The following is a 25,712-nucleotide window of genomic DNA, read 5'->3' as shown; positions in this document are numbered from 1 at the left end:
TGTAGGCAAAAAAAACCGCCGCAAGTGCGGCGGTTTCCATGCGATGCAGTCCGGTATTTACTGCTTGCCCAGGTGCGAATGCCGCATGCTGTACAAGAAGTAAATGGCCACCGTCACCGCCATCCACACGCTGAACACGACAAACGTCGTATGCGGCAAATCGCGCATGATGTACAGGCAAGCCAGCACACTCAAGCCAGGAATCGCATACGGTCCGAACGGCACGCTGAAGCCTTCGATGCGGTTGGCGCCCTGCTTGTGGCGCAGCACGGGCACGGCGATCGAGACCACCATGAAAGCCGTCAGGGTGCCGATACTGACCATGTCCCACAGGTAAGTGGCATCGACGGAGCCAGCCACCACGGCCACCACCAGGCAAACGATGATGGTATTGCTAACCGGCACCAGGGTGCGCGGGTGGATCTTCTGGAACGACTTCGGGATCAGGCCGTCGCGACTGACGGCAAACAGGATGCGCGTCTGGCCGTAGATCGTCACCAGGGTCACGCTGAAGACGGAAATGACGGCGCCGGCCGACAGCACCAGCGCGGGCCAGGTCTTGCCCGTGACGTTTTGCAGAATCACCGCCAGGCCCGCTTCCTGGCCTTCGAACAATTTCGCCTGTTGCGCGCCCAGGGCCGCCACGGCCACCAGCAGATAAAACACGGTGACGATGAGCAAGGCGCCAAGGATGCCGCGCGGCACATTGCGCGTGGGATTTTTCACTTCGTCGCCCGCCGTCGCCACCGTATCGAGGCCGATGAAGGAGAAGAAAACGGTGCCGGCGGCCGCCGTGACGCCCGTCATGCCGGCAAAGCCCTTGCTGTTGTCGGTATTAAAGAAGGGGAAGAAATTGTCGGCATTGAAACCGGAAAACGCGATGACGATGAAAAACACGAGGATCGCCAGCTTGATGATGACCATGATGGCGTTCATCAGGGCCGATTCCTTGGCGCCGCGCAGCAGCAGGAAGCCGCACATGCAGATCAAAAAGATCGGCGGCAGGTTGATATGGCCGGCATGAAACTCCATGCCATGCGGGCCGGAAACGATCATCGGCGTGCGCAACATCTCGGGGATGTGCCAGCCGAAGGCATTTTCCAGGAAGTTGTTCAGGTAGGACGACCAGCCGATGGCCACGGCACTGCCCGCCAAGCCGTATTCGAGCAGCAGGCAGGCGGCCATGATGAAGGCAAGGAACTCGCCCACGGTGGCGTAGGCAAACGAATACGAGGAGCCGGAGGCGGGAATGCGGAACGACAGCTCCGCATAGCACAGGGCCGTCAGGCCGGCCGTGATGGCGGCGATCAGGAAAGACAGGACAACCGATGGGCCCGCCTTGGGGACGGCTTCGACCATGGTAAAGAAAATGCCCGTGCCGATGGTGGCGCCCACGCCGATCATGGTGAGGGAAAACAGGCCGATGGACCGGCTCAAGCCGCTGCTGCTGAGGCCTTCACCATATTCGACCGTGGTATCGATCGGCTTGGTGCGGCAAATTTTCTGGACCAGGGTTTGGCTCACTAGCATTCCTTTATGAGGCATGCACTTGAACACCTGCCATAACCTACTGCGCGTCGTGATTTGCGGCCTGCGATGCTCACTGTGCATTCGCACAGCTGCGCTTCTTAGCCACAACTTACATCCGCTCGCTACGGTTTTGGCAAGTGTCGTTCGAAACATGACGGGTAAAAACACTTAAAAACGGCGCTCCGGCCCCACCTGGAAAAAACCGGAAAGATCGCGTCCATTTTCAAAACTAAGCGATTATAGGGCTTTCATCGGCTCAACTAAACAGAACTTTGATGCAAGGAAACAACGCCAGGCGTGCGCCATCAAACGCGCACTGGCGCTAGCGCTGCATGGAATTGCCAATATGAAAGAAAAAGCGCGCCGCTGCAAGAGCAGGGGCGCGCTTTTGATTCAGCTCAACTACGCTGGATTACTTTTTACCGTGTGGCACGTCAGCCGGCGGCCAGCCCGCTTCGTAGCCTTGCGGCACGTCGTCGCGGCGCTCTTTCGGCGCCAGGCCCAGCGCGTAGTACAGCACCGTCAGCAGGATCAGCCAGGCCGGTCCCACCATCAGGGCGATGCGCGTATCGGGGAAATACGCCATCAGGCCGATCACCAGCGCCAGGAACGCCAGGGAAATCCAGGAACCGTAGGGCGCGAACGGCATGCGGAAGGCCAGGTTCTTGATTTCCAATGGCGTCAAGGTCTTGCGGAACTGGATCTGCGTGACCAGGATCACGCCCCAGGTCCAGACGGCGCCGAAGGTGGAAATCGAGGTGACCCAGATAAACACTTTTTCCGGTACCAGGTAGTTCAGCAGCACGCCCAGCAGCAGGGCAAACACGGACACCAGGATGGCGCGGCGCGGCACGCCGCTGGCCGTCGTTTCCGCAAATGCCTTTGGCGCCTGGCCTTGCAGCGCCAGGTTGTACAGCATGCGGCCCGTGCTGAAGATACCGCCATTGCACGACGACAAGGCTGCCGTCAGCACGACGAAGTTGATGATGCCGGCGGCCGTCTTGATGCCGAGGCGTTCGAACGTCATCACGAACGGGCTGCCGGTGGTGCCGATTTCATTCCATGGGTAGATCGACAGGATGACGAACAGTGCGCCGACATAGAAAATCAGGATGCGCCAGAACACGGAATTGATGGCGTCGGGAATCGATTTCTTCGGATTCGCCGCTTCGCCGGCCGTCAGGCCGATCATTTCCACGCCCAGGTAGGCAAACATCACCATCTGCAAGGACATCAGCACGCCCTGCGCGCCATTCGGGAAGAAGCCGCCATGCGTCCACAGGTTCGAGATACCCACGGCCACGCCGTTGTTGCCGAGACCGAAGATGATCATGCCCGTGCCGCCGACGATCATCAGGATGATGGTGACCACCTTGATCAGGGCGAACCAGAACTCGAACTCGCCGTAGGCTTTCACGGCCAGCAGGTTGATCGCGCCCATGGAGCCGAGGGCCGCCAGGGCCCAGATCCAGCGCGGCACGTCGGGGAACCAGATGCCCATGTAGATGGCGACGGCGGTAATTTCCGCCACGCAGGTGACCAGCCACAGGAACCAGTAGTTCCAGCCCGTCAGATAGCCTTGCAGGGGGCCCAGGTAATCCTGGGCATAGCGGCTGAAGGAACCGGCCACGGGGTTGTGCACGGCCATTTCGCCCAGCGCGCGCATGATCATGAAGATGACCGCGCCACCGATGATGTACGACAGCATGATGCCGGGACCGGCCATCTTGATGGCGTTGCCGGAACCCAAAAACAGGCCCACGCCAATCGCGGCGCCCAGCGCCATCAGGCGGATCTGCCGCTCGCCCAGGCCGCGGTGCAAGCCTTGTTCACTCGTTTCCATTACGTGTCTCCGTTTTTTTCTTGAATACACCGATCCCTCCACCCCAATGGCGGTTCCGCTCTTACTGGAAAGGAGGAAAAGGCGAGCCGGCGGCAATCGCCGGCATGCTCAGATGATCAGGCCAGTTCGGCGATCAGCTCGATCTCGACGCAAGCGCCCAGCGGGATTTGCGCCACGCCAAAGGCGGAGCGGGCGTGCTTGCCGCTGTCGCCAAAGACTTCGACGAACAGTTCCGAGGCGCCATTGGTCACCAGGTGCTGTTCCGTGAATGTGGAGGTGGAGTTGACCAGGCTCATGACCTTGACAATGCGTTTGACCTTGTTCAAGTCGCCGCCGCAGGCGTCTTGCAGGGTGGCAATCAGCTCGATGGCGATGCCGCGCGCGGCGATCTTGCCTTCTTCCGTGGTGACGTCCTTGCCCAGTTGGCCTACCCAGACCTTGCCATCCTTCTTGGCCAGGTGGCCGGACAGGAAGACGGTGTTGCCCGTGCGGGCATGCATCACGTAGGCGGCAGCTGGCGCGGCAACGACTGGCAGTTCAATGTTGAGGGCTTTGAGTTTTTCGTAAAACGACATGCTATTTCTCCAAGAAAACAATATAAGCGAAACCAAAATTCATGCACGGCAGGGCACGGAGGATGACGCCCTGGCAGCGCGGCAGTGACCGACAACAGTGCCAGATTAAACGTCATCATATTGGTGAACCAGCAGTTTTAGTTCACAAATAGGCCCGGTTATTCAGTGGATTATACCGACAATCAAACAAAATTCAGCATCGGTTCATGAAGCATGCTCTACAGGCATCGAGCGTGACTTTTTTCATTAAATTGTCACTTGTGCAATGTCAAGCCCTCCGGGTCAAGGTTTATCGCCTGCAAAAATGCCTGGTCGTGCGAAACCACAAGTAACGCCCCCTGATATTGCAGCAGCATCTGCTCGAGCGCCAGCAGGCTGGCCAGATCCAGGTGATTGTCGGGTTCATCGAGCAGCAACAGTTGCGGCGGCGCCTGCGCATACAGTTCGGCCGCCAGCGCCACCTTCATGCGCTCGCCCCCGCTGAGCAAACGGCTGGGCATGGTGGCGCGCGCGCCGGCGATGCCCAGCAGCGCCAGCCGCGTGCGCAAGTCCCCTTCCGCCATCGTGCCATGGCGTGCCTGCAAGCGTTGCACGGCGCTCCACTCGCCGTCTTGCAATCCCGCATGCTGGTCCAGCCAAGCCAGCTGCGCGTGGCAGCGCAGCACGCCGCTGGCGGGCGCCAGCTGTCCGGCGATCACGCGCAGCAGGGTCGACTTGCCGCTGCCATTGTCACCCGTCACGGCCAGGCGGCGCGGCCCGCTGAGTACCAGGTTCAATGGTTGCGCCTGTCCATGCGGCAAGACCACGTCACGCAGTTCCAGGATCAGCTTGCCGTTCGGCACACCACTCTCGGGCGCCAGCAGCAGCCGTTCGGCGTCGGGCGCGCAGCGGGCGCCGGCGTCCACCACGCGCTGCTGGCGCGCCTGCTGCGCCTCTTGCGCGCGCACGCGCAGCTTGCCCTGGCTATCCTGGCTTTTCTCCTTTTTCGCGTCCAGCAGCAGCTTGCTCTGGTTGCCTTCGCGGCCCTCGCGCTCGCCACGTCCCACGCGGCGCTGCTGGCGTTCGGCCTGTTGCTGCGCCTCGCGCTGTTCGCGCCTGGCGCCGGCCTTTTCCGCCTGCAAGGCCGCCGCAAACCCCGCCTGTTCCTGCGCGCGCTGCAGCGCATACATCGCGTAATTGCCGCCGTAGCTGCGCAAGCCCTGCGGCGACAGCTCGACGATGGCATCGACGTGCGCCAGCAAGCCGCGGTCATGGCTGACCAGCAGCAGGCCGCCAGTCCAGCGCGCCATCTGCGCCACCAGGCGTGCGCGTTGATGGGCGTCAAGATGGTTGCTCGGCTCATCGAGCACCAGCCAGTCCGCCTGCGACAGCCAGGCGCCCTGCAGCGCGATGCGCTGGCGCTCGCCACCGCTCAGGCCAGCCGTCGGCGTGTCGGCGTCCACATGGCGCAAATCGAGCGCGTCGAGCGCCTGGCGCAAGCGCACGTGGGCATCCCAGCGTTCACCCACCAGGGCATAGTCGGCCTCGTCGACGCTGCCGGCGCCGATGCGCTCGAGCGCCGCCAGCAAGCTGTCCATGCCCGCAAGCGCCGCCACGTTGGGATAGCGTTGCGAGTCGAGCTCCTGCGCCACGTAATGGACGCTGCCGTCACGGCGCACGGCGCCGGAAGACGGCTGCACCTGGCCCGCCAGCAGGCGCGCCAGCACGCTCTTGCCCACGCCGTTATCGCCGACGAGGCCGATACGTTGCGGGGCAAAGGAAAATTGCAAATCGGAAAACAGGGCGCGGCCATCGGGCAGCACATAGGAAAGACGGTCGAGTTGTAGTAAGGCGGGCATGGATACTCCTTGAGCAAGGCTGGCGAACCCGCGCGGCGCAAGGCGCTGTGGCGGGATGGGCGAGGCCGTGCACAGCACGGCAGTATCAATGGCGCATGTCGAAGCGTCCTGGAGAAATGGGGAAGAAGCGTCAGTGTAGCAGACGAGGTCCGTCAGCGCTGACCCAGGGTCGTGTCGCCGAACAGGTGCTTGTACTCGCGCGGCTGTGAGCGCCAGTACTGCGGTGGCGCCGACACTTGCGCGCCCAGCTGGGCCGCCGCATGCCAGGGCCAGCGCGGGTCGAACAGGATGGCGCGCGCCAGCGCCACCATGTCGGACTGGCCGCCCGCAATGATGTCTTCCGCCTGCTGCGCCTCCGTGATCAAGCCCACGCTGATGGTGGGCAAGCCGCTGTCGCGCTTGATGCGTTCGGCAAACGCCACCTGGTAGCCGGGTCCCACGGGAATCTGCTGCTGCGGCGAAATGCCGCCGCTGGAGACGTGGATGAAGTCGGCGCCCAGTTGCTTGAGTTCCTGCGCGAAGCGCACGCTTTGCTCGATTTCCCAGCCGCCCTCGACCCAGTCGGTGGCGGAAATACGCACGCCCACGGCCACCGTGGCCGGCACGGCGGCGCGCACGGCTTCATAGACTTCCAGCGGAAAACGCATGCGGTTGTCCAGGCTGCCGCCATACGCATCGGTGCGCTGATTCGACAGGGGAGACAGGAACTGGTGCAGCAGATAGCCGTGCGCCGCATGCAGTTCGATGCCTTCAATACCGAGCGCATGCACACGCTGCGCGGCCGCGACAAAGGCCGCCTTGATTTGCAGCAGACCCATCTCGTCGAGGGCGATCGGCACCGTTTCGCCTGGCGCGTGGGCAATGGCCGATGGCGCCACCGTTTGCCAGCCGCCGTCGGCCAGGTGCACGCAGGCGCCGCCCTGCCACGGCGCGCGGCTCGACGCCTTGCGTCCCGCATGGCCCAGCTGCACCACCAGTGGAATCGGCGCATGGCGGCGGATCGCCTGCACCACGCTGGCCAGCGCAGTTTGATTCGCGTCCGACCACAGGCCCAGGTCTTCGGCCGAGATGCGTCCCTCGGGCGAAACGGCCGTCGCTTCCGTCATCAGCAAGCCCGCGCCGGACAGGGCCAGGTGGCCCAGGTGGATCATGTGCCAGTCGGTGGCGTTGCCGTTGTCGGCCGAGTACTGGCACATGGGCGCGATGGCGATGCGGTTGGCCACCTGCAATGGGCCAAGGGCAAATGGCGTGAATAACTGGCTCATGGCGGACTCCGGAAAAGGGGATGCACCGATTCTACTGTGCTTTGGAAAGCGCGGCTTACACCTGCTTACGTTTGATACAGCGCAAGGGCTAGCCTTGCGCAGACGAGGCCGCTAATCTGGACACATCGACAAGACACGCATTACCACCCCAGGAGAACACATGAACACGACGACTACCGCCAGCCGCATCCACCCCTTGATGGCCGGCGCCGCCATTTCCGTGACGGTCCTGTGCCTGGTCGGCGCGGCGTCCATCGCCGGCATCCTGCCCAATTCGCGGGCGAATGTGCCGGCCACGCCAGCCATCCCTGCCGACGTGGCCGCCATGACGCCGGCGAACGCCGCGACCCTGGCAGCGCCCGTGGCTGCCCCGCTCACCGCGCCTGTCGTCGCGCAAGCGGCCCCAGCACCAGCCCCGGCACCCGTCGTGCACAAGCGCGTCGTGCACCACACGCAAGTGGCGCAGGCGCGCCCCGCCTACAACGATAACAACGATGGCTACCGCGAGAGCGCCTACCGCGAACCCGTGCGCCAGTCGCAGCCAGTGCCTGCACCGGCACCGGCACAACCGAACTACGTGGGCATCGGCACGGGCGCCGTCATCGGCGGCTTGATCGGCAATCAGGTCGGCGGCGGCCGCGGCAAGGCGCTGGCGACGGTGGCTGGCGTGATCGGCGGCGGCATGCTGGGCAATGCGGTGCAGAACCAGGTCCAACAGCAGCCACAGCGTTAATCGTACGGGCCCAGATAATCGAGCTTGCCCACGGCCACGCCATTGTTTCTGAGGATGGCGTGGACCATGGAGACGTGGAAATAAAAGTTCGGCAAGGCAAAGCTGAGCAGGTAATTGTCACCCGAGAATTTCTTGCCTTCATCGGTCCAGTTCAGCACGACTTCCTTCTGCGCGCTGCCCGCCATCTGGCCCGCGTTGACGCTGTCGATGTAGGCGATGGTGTTGGCGATGCGCTCTTGTAACTGTTCGAACGACGCTTCGTTATCCTCGAACTTCGGCGCCGGCACGCCGCTCAGGCGCTCGACCGACATCTTCGACGTGTCGCTGGCGCGCTGCACCTGCGCCGTCAAGTCCAGCATGTCGGGCGCCAGCTGCGCGCCCAGTAAAATCTCGGGCACGATGCCATCCTCTTCCACATGGGCTTGCGCTTTTTCCAGCAAGGCCGAGACGACCCGCAAGCCACGGATGAAGACGGGAATGGTTGCCTGATACATGGACACGGACATGGCGAACTCCTGATAGTGAACGATGAGCCAGTGTACCCGAGGCGCCGTCTTCCGGCACCGCGCACGATGCCACTGCCGTGCGCCAGCGCACCGAGCGGCACCGTTGCCCTTACTTGTCCAGGTTCACCTTGCCGTCAGGCGTATGGCCGGGCTGTTCCAGCGGTTCCGGCTGCAGTTCTGGCTGCGGTGCCGGCTTGTCCTTGCGCTTGCCGCCGAAGAACTTGACGATGGCAGCACCGCCGCCCACGACGGCCAGGATCAGCACTTTCTTGAAGGCCAGCAGCAGCGCCAGCAGTTTGCCAAACAGGCCCAGCTTGCTGGCCACGCCGCCCGCCACCAGAGCTGCCAGGCCGTATTCGGCCACCTTGTCCGTCTTGCTGTCGAAATCCGTGTAGCGGTTACCGTCGGTAAATTCCGTGAACGCCGTCACTTGCTGCATCTCTTTCTTGATCGCCTCGATCTGCTGCATGCTGGCGATCGCGTTCAGGTTCAGCACGCCTTCGCGGCCCAGCACGCGCACGTTGTAGTTCAGCGAGTGCTCGCCGCCATCGACCATCAGATCCTTGGCCCAGTACAGCTTGTGCGTATCCTTGGCATAGCTGGGTTTTTCCGCCCAGCCCATCAAATGGATGCCGGGATAGCCCTGCTTCTTGCGCTCCGCATTGTTTTCCAGCACGGACGCCTGCATATCCTTGAGCAATTCGTCGTACTTGATGCTGTCCGCGTCGTCATCCTTGATATGCCCTTCCTTTTCATACGTGACGATGACGCCCCAGCTATCGCGCTCGAGCACGCTGGTTTTGGCGGGCACGATCATGCCCAGCGATTCCATGCCCGGCGGGTTGCCCCAGGCATCGACCAGCACGCGCTCGGCGTCCGCCGGCGACAGATAGCGGAAGTTGACGGGCAAATCCAGGGTGGCGATACCACCCGGCAAAGTGATCTTGCCGCGCTGCAGGTGCAACTGGGCGAGGAATTGCTCGGCCGTCATTTCCGGCGCGGCGGCCTTCTCTTCGGCAGGGGCGGCAGCCGTCAGGCCGGAGAGGGTCAGGCACAGCAAGGCTGTCAGCAGGCGTTTCAACATGATCGGTCCAAAAAATTGCAAAGGGTAAATATTTTAAATCAATTGATTGCCTAATGGATAATTATTTCTGTGCGGCATCTTTTTGAACAAAAAAAACGCCAGGCGGGTTTCCCCGGCTGGCGCCTGATGCTGCGTGATGGCTGGACGATCAGGCGGTACGCACCACCATCAATCCCGCGCGCAAGCCCACGCGCACGTCCGGGTTCGGGAACACCACCAGCTCTTCCGCGTGCCGCACCGTGTAGACATGGTCGCCATCGCTGGCGATCACCGCATGCTGCGGCAGCGAGGTGAAATTCTGCGTGCTGCGGTCGAACGCCATGCGGAATTCATCGCTGTGCTTGATGATTTCCTGCGCCACCTTGAACACGTGCGGTTGCGCCTTGACGGCTTGCGCGGGCGAGCCGCGCAGCAAGCCGTCCAGCGCGCGCGACACGTCATCGAACAGCGACAAATCGTTCTGTCCCAGGGTGCCCACGCGGCCCAGTTCCACCGTACTGGCGGCCGCGCCGAAATGCTCGGCCGAATAATAACTGTAGGTGCCTGCCGACTGCGGGTTCATGATGATGGCGCCGATGGCCGCCTGGCCCAGCCAGGCGATCAGCTGCGCCTTGGCGTCGTCGGCCACCAGGTCGGGCACGATGGCAAACGTGGGGTACACGGAAGGCCGGATGGCCGTGTGCAAATCCAGGTGCCAGCGCACGGGACCCGCCGCGTCAAAGAACGCCTTGGTCGCGGCGATCATTTCATCGGCGCGCGCGCTTTCCGCCGCTTGCGCCAGGCTCCCCCGCACGGGGCGGAACATGCGATTGAGGTCGGCGTCGATGAAACGCTTGCCGGCCCGGATCGCATCGACATTGCCCACGCAAACGAGCAAGTCGACGGCCAGGGCCGACGCATCGCGCGACAGCGCGTCGAGCAGATGCGCCAGCACTTCGATCGGCCCCGTTTCGTCGCCATGCACGCCCACCGAGACGGCCACGCTGGCGCGCCCTTCTCCCGGCTTGACGACCTGCAGCATGCCGGGCGCCGGCAAGGCCACCGTGAAACCGGCGTTGGCGAACAGCTGCGCCACGCCGCTGAAATCGGCCTGCGCCAGCGCCTGCACGGCTGGCGGCAAGCCGCCAGCGCCCTGTGCAACTTGTGCTACTTCCTGCGTCATTACACCGCCGCTTCCGCTGGGGTTTTCGCCGTGATTTTATTCACGGCTTCCGACAAGGTCCACACGTCCAGCATGGCTTGCTCCAGTTCCGTCGCCGCCACATAGGCCGACAAGCCCAGCGCGCCCGTCACCGCATTGACGGCCTGGCCCGCATTGCCTTGCTCGGCGCGCGCCAGCACCTGCGTCAGCAGACGTTGTTGCGTGCGGCGCAGCGCCTGCTGCGCGTAATTGCGCAACTGCTCCTGCGACTTGCCTTGCGCGGCCAGCTTCAGGCCACGCTCCAGCGTGTCGATGCCCGCCTGGCTGCGCAGGGCCAGGCCCACTTGCAGGAAGGCGGCCAGGTCCATCGAGGCAGGACGGGGCACGGACAGGGCCGGGAACAGAAAGCCGGCGACGACTTCCAGCGCGTCGACCGCATCCCACGCCTGCACGAAGGCCGGCGTCAAGCCAGGCACCAGCGCCGCTTCCGACTTGATGCCGACGGCTTGCAGCAGCTCGCGCTTCGATTCCGCGCCAAACAAACGCGTCAGTTCGGCCAGGCCGGCGCCGCGCAATTGCTCGGCCGGCACCGACAGGACGCCGGCGATCATCGTCTGCTGCAGCACGCGCGTTTGCGCGTCGACCTTGATCGACACCTCACGCGGCACCGTCAGGGCATCCGCATCGAGCGCGTCGAACACGGGCGCCAGGTTCAGCGCCACCCAGGCCTGGCCCCAGGCCAGGATCACGGTCGATTCATCCACACCGTGTTCCGCCGCCAGGTTGCGGATCATCAGCGGGCCGCAGCGGTTGATCACTTCATTGGCCAGCACGGTCGCCAGGATGGCGTTGGCCAGCGGGTGGTCGAGCGCCGAACGGGTTTCCACCAGCAGGGATGGGAAGTACGGTTTGAGCACCGGCTCGGCCCACGTTTCGTCCGTCAGCGGCAGGGCCGAGAGGATGCGCTTGAAGCGGTTCTTCACGTTGGCGATCACCACCGCCAGTTCCGGCGTGGTCAAGCCACGACCGTCGCTCTTCCTGCGCGCCAGTTCGGCCACCGACGGCAGTTGCTCCAGTTCGCGCGACAGGGCGCCTTCTTCTTCCAGGCTGGCGATCAGGGCGGCATAGCCATCCTGCACGGCGCTCTCGCCTTGCGCCTGCAATTCGCGCACCAGCAAATGCGTCTGCTGCGTGTTGTCGCGCAAGACCAGGCGCTCGACGTCGTCCGTCATCGCATACAGTTCGCGGTTGCGTTCCGCTTCCGTCAGCTTGCCGGCGTTGACTTCCACGTCCAGCCAGATTTTCACGTTCACTTCATGGTCCGAGCAATCCACGCCGGCCGAGTTATCGATCGCATCAGTGAAGATGCGTCCGCCCGCCAGCGCGAACTCGATGCGGCCGGCCTGCGTCGCACCCAAATTCCCCCCTTCGGCCACGACCTTGACGCGCAGCTCATTGCCGCTGACGCGGATATGGTCATTCGCGCGGTCCTTCACCTGTGCGTGGGTTTCCGTCGACGCCTTGATGTAGGTGCCGATGCCGCCGTTGTAGAACAGGTCCACGGGCGCCTTCAGGATGCGGTGCATCAGTTCTTCCGGCGCCAGCGACGTTTCCGCGATATCGAGGGCGGCGCGGATTTGCGGCGACAGTTCGATCGTGCGGCTTGAACGCGGATACACGCCGCCGCCGGCCGAGATCAAGTCCTTGTTGTAGTCGTCCCACGAGGAACGCGGCAAGGCGAACAGACGCGCGCGTTCGTCGAACGACACGGCGACGTCCGGTGTCGGATCGAGGAAGATGTGACGGTGGTCGAAGGCGGCCACCAGTTTCAACTGGCGCGACAGCAGCACGCCGTTGCCGAACACGTCGCCCGACATGTCGCCCACGCCGACCATGGTGATCGGGGTGGTATTGAGGTCGTGGTCCATTTCATAGAAGTGGCGCTTCACGGCTTCAAACGCGCCCTTGGCGGTGATGCCCAGTTTCTTGTGATCGTAGCCGTTCGAGCCGCCCGAGGCGAACGCGTCGCCGAGCCAGAAACCGCGCTGCACGGCGATGCCATTGGCGATGTCCGAGAACGTGGCCGTGCCCTTGTCGGCGGCGACCACCAGATACGGGTCAGCGTCATCGAAGCAGACGGTATCGACTGGCGGGACGATGTTGCCCAGCGAGCGGTTGTCCGTCACTTCCAGCAGGCTGGAAATGAACAGGCGGTAGACGGCTTCGCCTTCGGCCGCGATGGTTTCACGCACGGCGTCCTTCGGCATCATCTTGCAGACGAAACCACCCTTCGCGCCGGCCGGCACGATGACGGCGTTTTTGACCATCTGCGCCTTGACGAGGCCCAGCACTTCGGTGCGGTAGTCTTCCATGCGGTCCGACCAGCGCAAACCGCCGCGGGCGACCGGGCCGCCACGCAGGTGCACGCCTTCAAAGCGGCGCGAGAAGACAAAGATCTCGCGGTACGGACGCGGTTCCGGCACCAGCGCCAGGCTGCTGGTGTCGAACTTGAAGATGATCTTGTCGCCAGCTTGATTGTTCTGGAAGTAGCTGGTGCGCAGGGTGGCGGCCATCAGGTCGGCCAGCGCGCCGAGGATTTCCTCGGTATCGGCGTGGTTCACGGATGGCAGGCCGGCCTTGACGGCGGCAATCGCCTCCAGGGCGGCCGCGTGCTGCGCGTCCGACAGCGACGGATCGAAGCGCTGCAGGAAGGCGTCGACCAGGGCTTTCACGTGGGCCGGCTGCTTGCGCAGGCTCTCGGCGATGTAGCGCACCGAGAAGCGGCTGCCCGTCTGGCGCCAGTAGCTGGTGTAGGCGCGCACCAGCTGCACTTCGCGCGTCGACAGACCGCCTTCGATGACGAGGCCATTCAGGCGACCATCTTCGGCCGTGTCGTTGAACAGGGCCGCAAACAGCTCCTGCGCCACGGCGACGACGGATGGCTGCGCCAGTTTCGTCGCGCTGTCGGCATCGACCGTCAGGCTGGTGACGAAATAGCGCGTGCCGTCGGACAGCGAAACCGAATACGCCTGTTCGCGGTCGATGGCCACGCCCGCATTGTGCAGGGCCGGCAGGATGGTCGACAGCGGCGGCACCTTGTTGGCCGAGTACAGGCGGATGGTGGTCACAACGCCCGTCTCGATGCGCACGGCCACGTGCGATGGGTCGGTGTTGCGCAGGATGGTGTCGAGGTCGCGCAAGGCGACGGCCGGCGCGGTGGCGGCCACGTAATCGAGCGGCAAAGTAGCGCAGAGTTTGCGCAGGCTGGCGCGCAGGGCCACGTCGGGCACGGCGTCGGCCACGGCGGCAAAGCCGTTATGCCAGCCATCGAGCACGCCCAGCAGCGGTTGTTCGATATCCGTTTCCAGGTCCAGCGGGTAGCGCGCGGCGTGGGCGATCAGGTAGACGCGCGCCAGCGGGCCGTCGGCCACCAGGGTCTGCGTGCTCACATGCGTGGCGCCGGAACTGGCTTGCAGGGCTTTTGCGAGGCTCGACGCCACGCTGGCGCTGTAGCGCTCGCGCGGCAGGTAGACCAGCACGTTCAGGTGGCGCGCATACACGTCGCGGCGCGCGAAGACCTTGGTGCGCGGCTGCTTGTACAGCGAGACGACGGCGCCGCACACTTGCGCCAGCCAGTCGAGGTCCGCTTCCAGCGCTTCGGTGCGCGGCAGCGATTCAAGGATTTCGCGGAACTTCTCGGCGCGGAAGCCTTGCTGGCGCACGCCGGCCAGGCTCAATACCTTGGCCACGCGGCCGCGCGCGAACGGCAGCGCCGCCAGCGGGGTGGAATTGCCGGCGCGGGTGAACAGGCCGACGAAGCAATGCTCGCCCAGGATCGCGCCTTGCGCATCCATGTCGCGCACGCCGATGAAATCGAGCTGCTGGTCGCGGTGCAAGGTACCGGCCACGTCGGCCTTGACGATGGACAGCGCCGAGTCGCGCTTGGCCAGGGTGTCGAAGTCGCCCGGGATATTCGCCAGGCAGGTGCCGTAAACCGGGTGCGCCGTATCCTGCAGCACGCCGACGCGGCTCGGGATGTCGCGTTCGAGTTCGCGCACGCCCGGCTTGACGCGGTAGTAGGCATAGCCGAACACTTCAAAGCCGCCGTTGCGGGCCCATTCCAGGAAGGCGGCCACTTCCGCGCCTTCTTCGCCATGCTGCGCTGCGGCCGTGGCGACGGTGGCCAGGCGTTCGCTCATGGCGGCGGCATCGCGACGCACGGTGGCGGCGTCACGCGCCACCATGTCGATGGCGGCGACCAGCGCGGCCAGGGCTTCCGGCGCCAGCTCTTCGTCGAGCAGCACCAGCACATACGATTCGAGCGGGTCGCCCGGCTGGCGCACCGCTTCGACGCTGCCGTCGGCGGCACGGCGCACGGGCAGCACGGTATTCATCACGCCGCGCACGGCCAGGTGCTGGCGGCGCATGGCCATGACGATGGAGTCGACCAGGTAGGGCATGTCTTCGTTCAGGATCAGCAAGGCGCTCGCCATGCCGCCACGGCCATCCGCATAGCGCAGGGTGGCGATCTGGCAGCCGTTGCCGGCACGCTTGGCCGCTTGCGTGAAACCGTCGACCAGCACGGGCGCCAGGCTGTCGGGCGCGATGTCGGCCAGGTCTTCGGCGTCGAGCGAATCGAGCCATGCCTGCACCAGTTGCACGACAGGCGCTGCCGCCTTGCCCGCATTGCCAGCCGCGTTAATCAGCTCCAGCGTTTGTGTACGCAAATCTTGTGGCGTGTGATTCATCTTGCATCTCCATTACGGTAATGTGAATGTCCAACGCTGTCGTTCGGGCTTGTGGCTGGGCGGCAGCGGTGTCAAGAGACGGGGGTCGCCCGTCCAATTCTGTGTTGCGGATAGTCTGTCTCGGATTTTTTCTGTGTATTTTCTATCGCCTACAAGTCGTACAATCCTGGTAAGTTGAGGATGATCGTCAATTCTTCAAGCGCCGCATGCACTTCCAGCGCCAGTTGCGGATCGGCCAGATCGCCCGGCTCCAGATGGTCGCGGTAGTGTTTTTCCACCCACTGCACCAGCCGATGGTACAGCGTTTCCGTCATGATCACGCTCTGGTGCATGGCGCGCGCTTCGGTTTGCGTCAGCGCCACGCGCAAACGCAGGCAGGCTGGCCCGCCGCCGTTGCGCATGCTCTGACGCAGGTCGAAATGAATCAGTTCATCGATGGGGCCACCGCCCGCCACCAGGCCTTCCAGGTAGCGCGACACGGCGCGGTTTTCCTGGCATTCCTGCGGGATCACCAGCGCCATCTTGCCGCCCTCTTTCGTCAGCAGCTGGCTGTTGAACAGATAGCTGGTCACCGCATCCTGGATCGGCACCTGGCCCGTGTCCACGCGCAGCGCGTCCAGTTGCGCGCCCGTGGCGGCGACGGCGCGGCGCAACTGCGACAGGCTTTCCTCTTCATCGGCAAACGCCTGCTCGTGATAGAACAGCACATTGCCATTGCCGACGGCGATGACGTCGTTATGGAACACGCCCTGGTCGATCACGTCCGGATTCTGCTGCACGTACACGGTGCGTTTCGCATCGAGGCCATGCAGGCGCGCCACAGCTTGCGACGCCTCCAGGGTCTGGCGCGCGGGATAGCGCTTCGGCGACGGCGCCGATGGATCGAACTCCACCCGACCATACACGAACATCTCGACCGATGGCGCGCCGTGGTGCGCGCCCAATCGCGTATGGTTGGCCGCGCCCTCGTCGCCAAAGGCGGGCGTCGACGGCAGCGCGTCATGCACGGCGAAGTGCTGGTCGTCGCTGAAAATGGCGCGCAAGCTGCGCGCCGACTGCGCGTGCTCGAAGGCGCGGTGCAGCTTGTTATTCAGGTTGGCGGCCGTGAAATGCACGCGGCCGTCCTGCGTATCGGCCGACGGGCTGACCGTGGCGGCATTCGCCGTCCACATGGGCGAGGCGGAATAGGCGCAGGCCAGGATGACGGGCGACTCCTTGTAGGCGCGCGCCAGCACTTCGGCGTCCGTACCCGTGAAACCGATGGAGCGGAGCAGGCGGAAATTCGGCCGGTCCTGCGGCGGCAGCAAGGCTTGCGCAAAGCCGCGCGCGGCCAGCGCGCGCATCTTGGCCAGGCCCTGCAAGGCGGCCTGCTTCGGATTCGAGGCGCTTTTCACATTGCTGAACGAGGCCACGTTGCCGAACGACAGTCCGGCATAGTTATGCGATGGGCCGACCAGGCCGTCAAAATTGTATTCGCGCGTGCTGTGCATGGGATTTCCTTAAAAATTCAGGCCGGGCGACAGCTTGGCCGGCAGTTCCAATACGCTGTTCTCGATCGAGGCGACCGGGTAGGCGCAGTAGTCGGCCGCGTAATAGGCGCTTGGACGGTGGTTGCCCGACTTACCGATGCCGCCGAACGGCGCCGTGCTGGCCGCGCCCGTGGTCGGACGGTTCCAATTGATGATGCCGGCGCGCGCGCGTGCCTGGAAGGTTTGCCACAGGGCCGGATCGTCGGACAGGAGCGCGGCGGCCAGGCCGAATTCCGTGGCGTTGGCGACCTTCAGGGCCGCATTGAAATCGGCCACGCGGATCACCTGCAGCAGGGGGCCGAACCATTCTTCATCGGGGATGCCGGCGGCATCGGTGACGTCGACGATGCCGGCCGTGACAAAGCCCGCCTCGGGATTCAACTGGCGCATCTGCAGCAGGGTCGTACCGCCCTTGGCGACCATGTCCGCCTGCGCCTGCACCAGGCGCGCGGCCACGGCGCTCGACACGACTGGCCCCATGAATGGCTGCGGCTGGGCATCGGAAGCGCCGATGCCCAGTTTCGCGGCCACTTCCACCAGGCGCGCCACAAACGCGGCACCAAAGGCGTTGTCTTGCACCACCAGGCGGCGCGCGCAGGTGCAGCGCTGGCCGGCCGAGACAAAGGCGGAGAAGATCGCGTGGTGCACGGCCGCGTCCACGTCCTTCACATCCCACACGACGAGGGCGTTGTTGCCGCCCATTTCCAGCGCCAGCATCTTGCCCGGCTGGCCGCCGAACTGGCGGTGCAGGCTGATGCCCGTCTGGCAGGAACCCGTAAACAGCACGCCATCGAGGTGCGGATTGGCGCCCAGCGCCACGCCCGTGTCGCGCCCGCCGTTGACGAGGTTGACGACGCCATTCGGCAAGCCCGCCTGCTGCCACAGCTGCACGGTTTTGACGGCCGTGCGCGGCGCATATTCGCTGGGCTTGAAGACGATGGTGTTACCGGCGATCAGGGCGGGCACGATGTGGCCATTCGGCAGGTGGCCAGGGAAATTGTAGGGGCCGAAGACGCCGAACACGCCATGCGGGCGGTGGCGCAGCACGGCGTCGCCGTCGGCGATCTTGCTTTGCGTAATGCCCGTGCGCGCGTGGTAGGACTGCACCGAGATATCGATCTTGTTGGCCATGGTGGCCACTTCCGTGCGCGACTCCCACAGCGGTTTGCCCACTTCTTCCGAGATCAGGAGCGCCAGCGCTTCCGCATGTTCCTTCAGCAGTTCGCGAAAGCGCACGCAGATGGCGATGCGTTCCTCGACGGGCGTCTCGGCCCAGCTTTCGAAGGCGGCGCGGGCGGACTGGCAAGCCTGTTCGACTTCGCGTTCCGTCGCTTCCAGGCTGGCCCAGGTCTGCTTGCCGTTCGACGGGTCGATGGTGACCAGTTCGCGGCCCGTACCCGGCAGCCAGGCGCCGTTGATGAAGTTCGATGCTGCGGTAGACGAATGAAATACGTTAGACATGGGGATGCTTCCTCGGGTTGAGTGACAAGGTGCGCACGGTATCGCCGTGATGGCAGCGCAGCAGATGCAGTTCAGCGTCGTCGAGCGCGATCTTGCCGCCGTGCGGATTGGCGCTGGTGACGATCATGCGGAAATCTTTCAGGTCGGTGTTCGACACCAGGTAAGGCTCGGCCTGGACGGCGTCGCCGCCCACTTCAGGCGCAGCGTCGGCGTCGAGCACGGCCGGCATGCTGTCGCGCATGGCGCGCAACTCGGACACGCGCGCCTGCAGCACGGGACCGGCGTCGAAAATGTCGACATAGCCTTCGAAGTGCAAGCCTTCCTGTTCCAGCAGGCGGCGCGCGGGCGCCGTGCTCAGATGCACCTTGCCGATGACTTCCTGCGCTTCGTCGGGCAGGTAGGCCACGTACATGGGCTGGCGCGGCATCAGTTCGGCGATGAAGGATTTCTTGCCCAGGCTCGTCAAGTCGTCGACGTGGTGGAAATCCATTTTGAAGAAGTGCCGGCCCAGGCCTTCATAGAACGGCGAGCTGCCGTCCGGCGCCTGGTAGCCGCGCATTTCGGCGATCAGCTTTTCCGTAAACAGGTGCGGGAACTGGGCGATGAACAGGAAGCGGCTTTTCGACAGCAGCTTGCCGTTGTTGCCGCTGCGGTAGTCGGGGTGCAAAAACAGCGAGCACAGTTCCGTGCTGCCCGTCAGGTCGTTCGACAGGTACAAGGTTTCCATGCGCGTAAACACGTCGAGCTCCCGGCTCGAATGGACCAGGGTGCCGATGCGGTAGTTATAGAACGGCTCTTCCAGGCCCACGGCGCCCTTGATGGCGCACACGCCGGCCAGGCGGCCCGTGTCGGTATCCTCCATGACGAACATGTAGTCGCGCTTTTCGGGCGGGATGGTTTCGGCGAACGAAGCGCAGGCGATGGCCAGGCGGTCGCCCAGCATTTTCATGTCCGGCTTGAGGGTGGTCATGCCGGTGCCGACCTGGCTGGCCAAGCCGTACAGGGCGTCCAGGTCAGAAGCGTTGATGGCGCGTACTACTAGCATAATGTTCTCTCGGTTAGATGCGCACGCAGATGACGCTGTCGCCTTCGGCCACGGCCAGCGCTTCGAGCAGCTCGGGCGGCAAGCCGACGGTGTCCTGCGCTTCGAGCGCATCGCAGGTGAAGGTGACGGCGCGGAAGTTGCGCTCCGCGCCAGAAGCGACCGCGTAATGCACTTTCAGGCCCGTGCGGCTGGGCGTGACGCCGGCGACGACGCGGCGCGTGAGCGAGCCCGTAAACGAGCGCAGGGCATGCTTGTGCGCCTGCAAAATGGGGCCGCCATCGAAGATGTCGATGTAATCGTCGGCTTCAAAGCCTTCTTCCGTCAGCAAATTGAACGCCAGTTCGCCGCTCGGGTGGATCTGGCCCATGGCCGCCTGCGCGTCGCCGGGCAGCAGCGGCACGTACACGGGATAGTGCGGCATCAGCTCGACGATCAGGGTGCGGTTGCGGGCGCCGCCGATGACTTTTTCGGCATCGAGGAAATCCATCTGGAAGAACTTGCGGCCCAGCGCATCCCAGAATGGCGACTGGCCGTCGGCGTCCGTGATGCCGGCCAGCGGCACGAAGAAACGGTCGCCGAAACGGTGCGGCGCCAGCACGGCGAACAGCAGCCGCGCGCGCGACAGCAGGGCCGCTTCCAGGCCCGCCTGCTCCATGTTGCGCACATAGAAGCCGGACAGCTGCGAATACGCCGTCAGTTCCGAACACAGGGTCAGCGCATGCACGCTGTGGCTGATGTTCAGGTCACGCGAGACTTGCTGGATGACGTCGTTGCGAAAGGAAAAATAGGTGCCGTTCGAGCCGGCCGAGGCGAAGATGGCGGCCGTACCGGCAATGCTCTTGTCGAGCAGGGATTCAAGCACGAAGAGATACGACTCTTCGCTGGGGATGTCGACATGGGCGGCAAACGAGGCGATGGAGCGCTCGACGGAGGCGGCGATTTTCTCGCGCGTCCTCGGCAGGGTATGGACACCCGGCATGGTTACCGCGGCCAACGCTTCGAGGGCTGCAATATCCGCAATTTCTACCGGACGGACAACATACATGGGTACTCCTTCAATGCTGACAATGCTGGGGTAGAACCAAGCCGGCCCGCAGCAAAGCGGCGGGCCGGTGATCAAACAGGGAGCGAGGCTAGCCTCAGGCTTTCAGCATGCCGTCGATGGCGGCGCGCAGCAGACGGCCCGCTTCGGCAATCTGTTCGTCCGAGACGATCAGGGCCGGCGCCAGGCGCACCACGTCCATGCCGGCGATCAGCACCATCAAGCCTTGCGCTTCGGCCGCTTTCTGGATGTCCTTCGCGCGGCCCTTGTAGGCCTCGCTGACGACCAGGCCCAGCAGCAAACCGCTGCCGCGCACGATGGAGAACACTTGCGGGTAATCCGTGATCAAGCCTTGCAGCATGGCGATGGTGTTGACGCTCGCTTCTTTCACGCGCGCCAGGAAGGCCGGCGTGTTGATCGTTTCCAGCACGCTCAGGGCCACGGTGGCGGCCAGCGGGTTGCCGCCGTAGGTGGTGCCGTGGGTGCCGACGGCCAGGGTTTGCGCCAGTTCATTGGTGGTCAGCATGGCGCCGATCGGGTAGCCATTGCCCAGCGCCTTGGCGGCCGTCAGGATGTCCGGCGTGACGCCATAGCCCATGTAGGCGAACAACGCGCCAGTGCGGCCCATGCCGCTCTGGACTTCGTCGAAAATCAGCAGGGCGCCCGTCTTGTCGCACAGGGCGCGCAGCTCCTTGAGGAATTCCGGATTGCCCGGCACCACGCCGCCTTCGCCTTGTACCGGCTCGACGATCACGGCGCACACGTCATCGCCGATGGCGGCGCGCGCCGCTTCGATGTCGTTGTAGGCGATGTGGTCGATCGACGGCGGCAGCGGCTCGAAGCCTTCCGTGTACTTGGACTGGCCGCCGACGGACACCGTAAACAGGGTGCGGCCGTGGAAGGAGCTGAAGCACGAGATGATGCGCGACTTGTGCGCGCCGAACTTGGTGTGCGCATACTTGCGCGCCAGTTTCAGGGCCGCTTCGTTGGCTTCCGCGCCCGAGTTGCAGAAGAAGGCGCGGTCGGCGAAGGTCGCTTCCGTCAGGGCCAGCGCCAGGCGCAGGACAGGCTCGTTGGTGTAGCCGTTGCCCAAATGCCACAAATTATTGATTTGCTTGGTCAACACGTCGACCAGCACCGGATGGCAGTGGCCCAGGCTGTTGACGGCGATGCCGGAGGTGAAATCGAGGTAATGCTTGCCTGCTTGGTCCCACAGATCCAGTCCGGAACCGCGCACGGGCACCATGGCTGCAGGGGCGTAGGTAGGAACGAGGACCTGGTCAAAGGTTTCCCGGGTGACTGGACGAGCCGTTACGGTCGAATCAAGCTTGGCATTCATAGCATTTCCCCATCAATATGTTAGGTACTCCGCAGCTACGACAGCTACGTGTGTACTGCATTATAAAAAGCGGGATGCTAAAACTCTTTTGAATCTGCGACAAGGATTTTCACAATTCATCACAGCCGGACTTGCCTTGATCAAGCTGGGGGCATCAGCTTGCGCTGCCGCTCTTCGCGCGGCGTATTGCCAAACAGGGTGCCAAACGCCGTGGAAAAGTGCGAGCCGGAGGAAAAGCCGCACATCAGGCCCACTTGCACGATGGAATAATGTGTATCAAGCAATAGTTGCCGTGAGCGCTGCAGGCGCAGTTCCAGGTAGTAGCGCGACGGCAGGCTGCCCAGGTATTGCTTGAACAGCCGCTCCAGCTGGCGCCGCGACAGGCCAACCAGGCTGGCGATGTCGTCCGTCGACAGCGGCTCCTCGATATTGGCTTCCATCAAGGTCACCGCTTCGGAAAGCTTCGGCTGCAGCACGCCGAAGCGCGCCTGCAGGGCCACGCGCTGGCGCTCTTCCTTGCCGCGCACCTTGTCCACGCACAACGCCTCCTTGACGAGCGCCTGCACGTCGGCGCCAAAGATGGTCTCGATCAGGGTCAGCGAAAAATCGATGCTGGCCGCGCCGCCGCAGCAGGTGATGTGCGGGCCGTCGATGTCGAACAGGTGCGGCGTCAGGATGGCCCTTTCGGCCTTCGCTTCCGCATCGGCGTACAGGGCCCACGGCAAGGCGATGCGCACGCCATCCATGACGCCCGCGTCGGCCAGCCACAGCACGGCCGCGCCCACGCCGCCCCAGAATGGCGCCGAACGACAGCGCTCGATCACGGCCCGGCACAGCTCGGGGCGCAGCGGCGCCTGCGTTTCGTCAGCCACCAGCAGCGCGATATGCCAGTTGCCGCCCTGCGCGGCCACCTGTTCCGGCGTGCGCACGTCCATTTGCAGGGCATCGGGCCCCAGCGCCCGCGCGCACAGGCGCAGCGGCTGCACCAGGCCGGCCCAGGTGATCGACTCGGCATCGCCGGCATGGACCAGCAGCAAACGCAACGGTTTGTCGAGGCCGATACGGGAAAGATTAGCGAAGGACATCGGCGAGGCGGACCAAAGGCAAGGGCTGAGTTGCCCACATGATACCGGACTTCCGCCCCATCGCGCCCCTCATGCAAGGGCGCATCCTGGCGCGGCGGAAAAAAGCGGAGCGGAAGGATATAATCACTGCCATGGGTGAACGATATTTAAAAAGTATCCGGCTGCTGGCCGAATGCATGCAGGGCTTCGAGCGGTTTTCTAGCGACTTCGTGCGCCAGTACGGCTTGACGCATGCGCAATTCGACATCATTGCCACGCTCGGCAACACCTGCGGCATGTCCTACAAGGAACTGGGCCAGAAAACCCTGATCACCAAGGGTACCTTGACGGGCGTGGTGGACCGGCTGGAACAAAAGGGGTTGGTGATACGCGAACGTTGTCCACGCGACAAGCGCTCCTATTACGTGCGCCTGAGCTGCGCGGGCGAACAGGTGTTCCATGACGTGTTCCCCAAGCTGACAAAACAGGGCCAGCACCTGTTCGACGGCTATACCGAAGACGATTTCATGCGGTTGGAAACCACGCTGGCGGGCTTGAAGCACGCCATCGCCAACGGCCACGGCTGACCATTCACCAAGCACAGACATTCAAACAAGACAAAGGAAACCAAGTTGAAAACCTCACTGCTCGAAGGCAAAAAGCCCGCTCATTTCGATAAACACATCATCGGCAACCTGCTGCTCAACGCCAGCACGCCGGAACTGGTACGCCAGGAAAAACTGATCATCGGCGTGCGCAACGAAGACGGCGAAATCTACCGCCTGATCGGCGCTACCAAGCACAACAGCTTCATGAACGCCGTCGAGGAATTGTTCGACCTGGGCTTGACGGATGAACTGGAAGACAGCGATGAGCTCGTTGAAGGCTGTGACGCGATATTTAGCGAATCGCTGTAATAACGCTGAACGATCGCTGTCGTTAGAAAAAAGGCATGCCACCTGCATAGGGCATGCCTTTTTTCGTTTCCGGGGCATTTGCTTGCCCTTTGCCAAGCTGTTTGCGAAAAGATCACGGTTAAAAAGTTCCGCACGGAAATATTGCGAGTATAATTTTTTCAATGAACAGACTCGACGCCTTTAAAAGCATCGCCGCACAAGCCGCTCGTGGCGAGCTGACCTTTCCTGCCAATGTGGACGCTTCGCTCAAGCTGCAAGAGGCGCTGGCCGATCCCGACTGCCATATCGAGGCCGCCGCCAAGCTGGTGCAGGCTGACCCGCTGCTGGCGGCGCGCACGGTGGCCATCGCCAATTCCGCCGCGTTCAACCGCTCCGGCAATGAAATCACCAGCGTGCGCAATGCCGTGCAACGGCTTGGCGTGCGTACCCTGCAGTCGGTGGTGGCATCGCTGATCGTGCGCCAGCTGGGCAGCACCATCACCGATCCCGTACTGCAGGCGAAGGCCAACCAGTTGTGGGAGCATACGGCCCACGTGGCGGCCCTGTCGCAGGTGCTGGCCCGCCGCGTCACCCGGGTCGACCCCGACACGGCCCTGTTTGCCGGCATCATGCATGAAGTGGGCGGCTTTTATCTGCTGTCGCGCGCGGCCGAATTCCCCGGCATCCTCGACGGTGAACCGGAGGACTGGGTCGAACATGGCGAACAGGCGATCGGTCATGGCGTCCTGACCAAACTGAAGGTGCCGGAAGCGGTGATGGGCGCCATCGATGCGCTGTGGGAAGGCTTGCGCGCCATCCCGCCCGAATCGCTGGGCGACACCCTGCTGCTGGCGAATGACCTGGCGCCCGTCTCGTCCCCCCTCAACGAAAGCCCGGCCGCCATCGCCGTGCGGGCCGCCCGCGCCGCCGGCAGCATCGACTGCGTGATCGGAGACGCGACCCTGTCGAGCATCATGGAAGAATCGGACGATGAAGTGCAGTCGTTGCTGAAGGTGCTCGTGCACTAGCCTGCCGGCTTGCTGGCCGCTGGCGGCGGTGCCGCCGGCTTGACCGTGTCGACGATCAGCACATGCTTGTCCATGGCCGGCGTTCCCTGCTTTTGCTGGGCGACCTGCGTGGCGACCGCCCTGGTGCTCAACAGGGGTTTCGGATGGCGTGGCATGAACATGGCGTACCTGCTGGAAGTGAGATGTACCCCATATGTGCAGCGATGAGCAATTTATCAAGCCACCTTCAAACGCCGGACAAAAAAAACCCGCTCGAAAGCGGGTCAAGTCCAAAGCTAGGGATGTCCTGAAAGAGACAGCCCTATCTTATGCGGTGCGTCGCACCCGCTCCGTGCGCTGGCTCACTTAGCGCGCAGATTATCCCGGCGATAGCTGCACGTCCGTTTCCCGCCAGGCCCGTAGCTGCCGCACGCGGGCGAACCACGCCTGGATATGCTGGTATTGCGCCAGCGGCAACCGCACGGCCTCGCTGTACATCAGCGGCGCGGCCACGGCGAAATCGGCCAGGGTCACGTCATCTCCGCTGAGCCAGCTGCGCGCCGCCAGATGCGCGTCCAGCACCACGGCACACTCGTGCAGATCGCGCTCGCCGCGCGCCTCTTCCAGCGGGTCCGCCGGACCATTGCCCGTCATGCCCTTCCAGGCCCGTTCCCAGGCCAGCACGCTGATGGCGGGCGCGAAGTGCTGCGCGGCCCAGAACAGCCAGCGGTTGACGTCGGCGCGGGCTTGCGGCGCCTGCGGATAAATCGTCTGGCCCGGCACCTGCTCGGCCAGGTATTGCATGATGGCGCACGATTCCCACAGCAGGAAAGCGCCATCGGCCAGCACGGGCACCTTGCCATTTGGATTGAGCTCGGCCAGGCGACGGCGGTCATCCGCATTCATCAGGTCGACTTCAGCCAGTTCCAGCGGCAGGCCGAGGTGGATCGCCGTCATCAGGGCACGGCGGGCATTCGAGGACATGGGGTGGTGGTACAGGCGCATGGTGCGTAACTCCGGTGAGTGAGGAAGCCACCATCGTAGTCGCCGTCACTGACAGTTTTTG

21 protein-coding genes are annotated in these 25,712 nt (G+C 63.8%); 4 read left to right on the top strand and 17 right to left on the bottom strand.

Translation table 11 applies throughout. The annotated features are described in order from the left end of the window. Nucleotides 1–57: 57 nt before the first annotated feature. From GCN78_RS04580 to GCN78_RS04560, 5 genes are all read right to left on the bottom strand, one after another. A complete protein-coding gene (locus GCN78_RS04580) occupies nucleotides 58–1,524 on the bottom strand; it encodes an amino acid permease (RefSeq protein ID WP_152250645.1) in 1,467 nt (488 codons plus the stop codon). A gap of 418 nt (nucleotides 1,525–1,942) precedes the next feature. After that, on the bottom strand, nucleotides 1,943–3,373 hold the full coding sequence (locus GCN78_RS04575) for an amino acid permease (protein WP_152250644.1): 1,431 nt from the start codon (nucleotides 3,371–3,373) through the stop codon (nucleotides 1,943–1,945). Nucleotides 3,374–3,489: 116 nt separating this feature from the next. Next, nucleotides 3,490–3,948: a RidA family protein gene (locus GCN78_RS04570; RefSeq protein WP_070254760.1), complete on the bottom strand. Its 459-nt coding sequence runs from the start codon at nucleotides 3,946–3,948 to the stop codon at nucleotides 3,490–3,492. A 254-nt stretch (nucleotides 3,949–4,202) separates the two neighbouring features. Then, the gene (locus GCN78_RS04565; protein WP_152250643.1) at nucleotides 4,203–5,786 is read right to left on the bottom strand and encodes an ATP-binding cassette domain-containing protein; all 1,584 of its coding nucleotides are present in this window, start codon (nucleotides 5,784–5,786) and stop codon (nucleotides 4,203–4,205) included. 152 nt (nucleotides 5,787–5,938) lie between these two features. Next, the gene (locus GCN78_RS04560; protein WP_152250642.1) at nucleotides 5,939–7,051 is read right to left on the bottom strand and encodes an NADH:flavin oxidoreductase/NADH oxidase; all 1,113 of its coding nucleotides are present in this window, start codon (nucleotides 7,049–7,051) and stop codon (nucleotides 5,939–5,941) included. 160 nt (nucleotides 7,052–7,211) lie between these two features. Between GCN78_RS04560 and GCN78_RS04555 the strand changes: the two genes are divergently transcribed. After that, a complete protein-coding gene (locus GCN78_RS04555) occupies nucleotides 7,212–7,784 on the top strand; it encodes a glycine zipper 2TM domain-containing protein (protein WP_152250641.1) in 573 nt (190 codons plus the stop codon). Here the strand turns inward: GCN78_RS04555 and GCN78_RS04550 are convergent. The 10 genes from GCN78_RS04550 to GCN78_RS04505 all read right to left on the bottom strand — a co-directional run bounded on the left by GCN78_RS04550 (nucleotide 7,781) and on the right by GCN78_RS04505 (nucleotide 22,764). After that, entirely contained in the window at nucleotides 7,781–8,290 is a 510-nt protein-coding gene (locus tag GCN78_RS04550) for a DUF1993 domain-containing protein (RefSeq protein WP_086138669.1), read from the bottom strand. The two genes, GCN78_RS04555 and GCN78_RS04550, sit on opposite strands and share 4 nt — an antisense overlap. Before the next feature lie 109 nt (nucleotides 8,291–8,399). Then, entirely contained in the window at nucleotides 8,400–9,374 is a 975-nt protein-coding gene (locus GCN78_RS04545) for a DUF2167 domain-containing protein (protein WP_152250640.1), read from the bottom strand. Nucleotides 9,375–9,522: 148 nt separating this feature from the next. After that, entirely contained in the window at nucleotides 9,523–10,536 is a 1,014-nt protein-coding gene (locus tag GCN78_RS04540) for a succinylglutamate desuccinylase (protein ID WP_152250639.1), read from the bottom strand. Next, nucleotides 10,536–15,263 carry an NAD-glutamate dehydrogenase domain-containing protein gene (locus GCN78_RS04535; protein WP_152250638.1) on the bottom strand — a complete coding sequence of 1,576 codons (4,728 nt, stop codon included), beginning with the start codon at nucleotides 15,261–15,263 and terminating at the stop codon, nucleotides 10,536–10,538. The genes GCN78_RS04540 and GCN78_RS04535 overlap by 1 nt, the downstream gene beginning before the upstream one ends. A gap of 149 nt (nucleotides 15,264–15,412) precedes the next feature. Beyond that, a complete protein-coding gene (astB, locus tag GCN78_RS04530; protein ID WP_152250637.1) occupies nucleotides 15,413–16,753 on the bottom strand; it encodes an N-succinylarginine dihydrolase in 1,341 nt (446 codons plus the stop codon). A gap of 9 nt (nucleotides 16,754–16,762) precedes the next feature. Further along, on the bottom strand, nucleotides 16,763–18,253 hold the full coding sequence (gene astD / locus GCN78_RS04525; RefSeq protein WP_152250636.1) for a succinylglutamate-semialdehyde dehydrogenase: 1,491 nt from the start codon (nucleotides 18,251–18,253) through the stop codon (nucleotides 16,763–16,765). Beyond that, nucleotides 18,246–19,298 carry an arginine N-succinyltransferase gene (gene astA / locus GCN78_RS04520; protein ID WP_152250635.1) on the bottom strand — a complete coding sequence of 351 codons (1,053 nt, stop codon included), beginning with the start codon at nucleotides 19,296–19,298 and terminating at the stop codon, nucleotides 18,246–18,248. Before astA ends, astD begins: the two co-directional genes overlap by 8 nt. Nucleotides 19,299–19,311: 13 nt before the next feature. Then, a complete protein-coding gene (locus tag GCN78_RS04515; RefSeq protein WP_152250634.1) occupies nucleotides 19,312–20,343 on the bottom strand; it encodes an arginine N-succinyltransferase in 1,032 nt (343 codons plus the stop codon). 94 nt (nucleotides 20,344–20,437) lie between these two features. Beyond that, nucleotides 20,438–21,679: an acetylornithine/succinylornithine family transaminase gene (gene astC / locus GCN78_RS04510; protein ID WP_152250633.1), complete on the bottom strand. Its 1,242-nt coding sequence runs from the start codon at nucleotides 21,677–21,679 to the stop codon at nucleotides 20,438–20,440. 140 nt (nucleotides 21,680–21,819) lie between these two features. Continuing rightward, entirely contained in the window at nucleotides 21,820–22,764 is a 945-nt protein-coding gene (locus tag GCN78_RS04505; RefSeq protein WP_152250632.1) for a GlxA family transcriptional regulator, read from the bottom strand. A 131-nt stretch (nucleotides 22,765–22,895) separates the two neighbouring features. Between GCN78_RS04505 and GCN78_RS04500 the strand changes: the two genes are divergently transcribed. From GCN78_RS04500 to GCN78_RS04490, 3 genes are all read left to right on the top strand, one after another. Further along, nucleotides 22,896–23,330, top strand: coding sequence for a MarR family winged helix-turn-helix transcriptional regulator (locus GCN78_RS04500; protein ID WP_193316614.1), 435 nt, complete (start codon nucleotides 22,896–22,898; stop codon nucleotides 23,328–23,330). 45 nt (nucleotides 23,331–23,375) lie between these two features. Next, complete coding sequence (locus GCN78_RS04495) at nucleotides 23,376–23,660, top strand: hypothetical protein (RefSeq protein WP_034778933.1); 285 nt, start codon at nucleotides 23,376–23,378, stop codon at nucleotides 23,658–23,660. Nucleotides 23,661–23,821: 161 nt separating this feature from the next. Continuing rightward, a complete protein-coding gene (locus GCN78_RS04490) occupies nucleotides 23,822–24,667 on the top strand; it encodes an HDOD domain-containing protein (RefSeq protein WP_152250631.1) in 846 nt (281 codons plus the stop codon). Here GCN78_RS04490 and GCN78_RS29225 read toward each other — a convergent pair. Together GCN78_RS29225 and GCN78_RS04485 are read right to left on the bottom strand one after the other, a co-directional pair. Further along, nucleotides 24,664–24,828, bottom strand: coding sequence for a hypothetical protein (locus tag GCN78_RS29225; protein WP_193316613.1), 165 nt, complete (start codon nucleotides 24,826–24,828; stop codon nucleotides 24,664–24,666). The genes GCN78_RS04490 and GCN78_RS29225 overlap by 4 nt on opposite strands. Nucleotides 24,829–25,024: 196 nt before the next feature. Then, nucleotides 25,025–25,651: a glutathione S-transferase family protein gene (locus GCN78_RS04485; RefSeq protein ID WP_152250630.1), complete on the bottom strand. Its 627-nt coding sequence runs from the start codon at nucleotides 25,649–25,651 to the stop codon at nucleotides 25,025–25,027. Nucleotides 25,652–25,712: the final 61 nt, after the last annotated feature.

The sequence above is a fragment of the Janthinobacterium rivuli genome (assembly GCF_009208735.1).
Taxonomy (GTDB): Bacteria; Pseudomonadota; Gammaproteobacteria; order Burkholderiales; family Burkholderiaceae_D; genus Janthinobacterium.
Note: the sequence above shows the minus strand (reverse complement) of the source record. Positions and strands in the feature narration are given on the sequence as shown.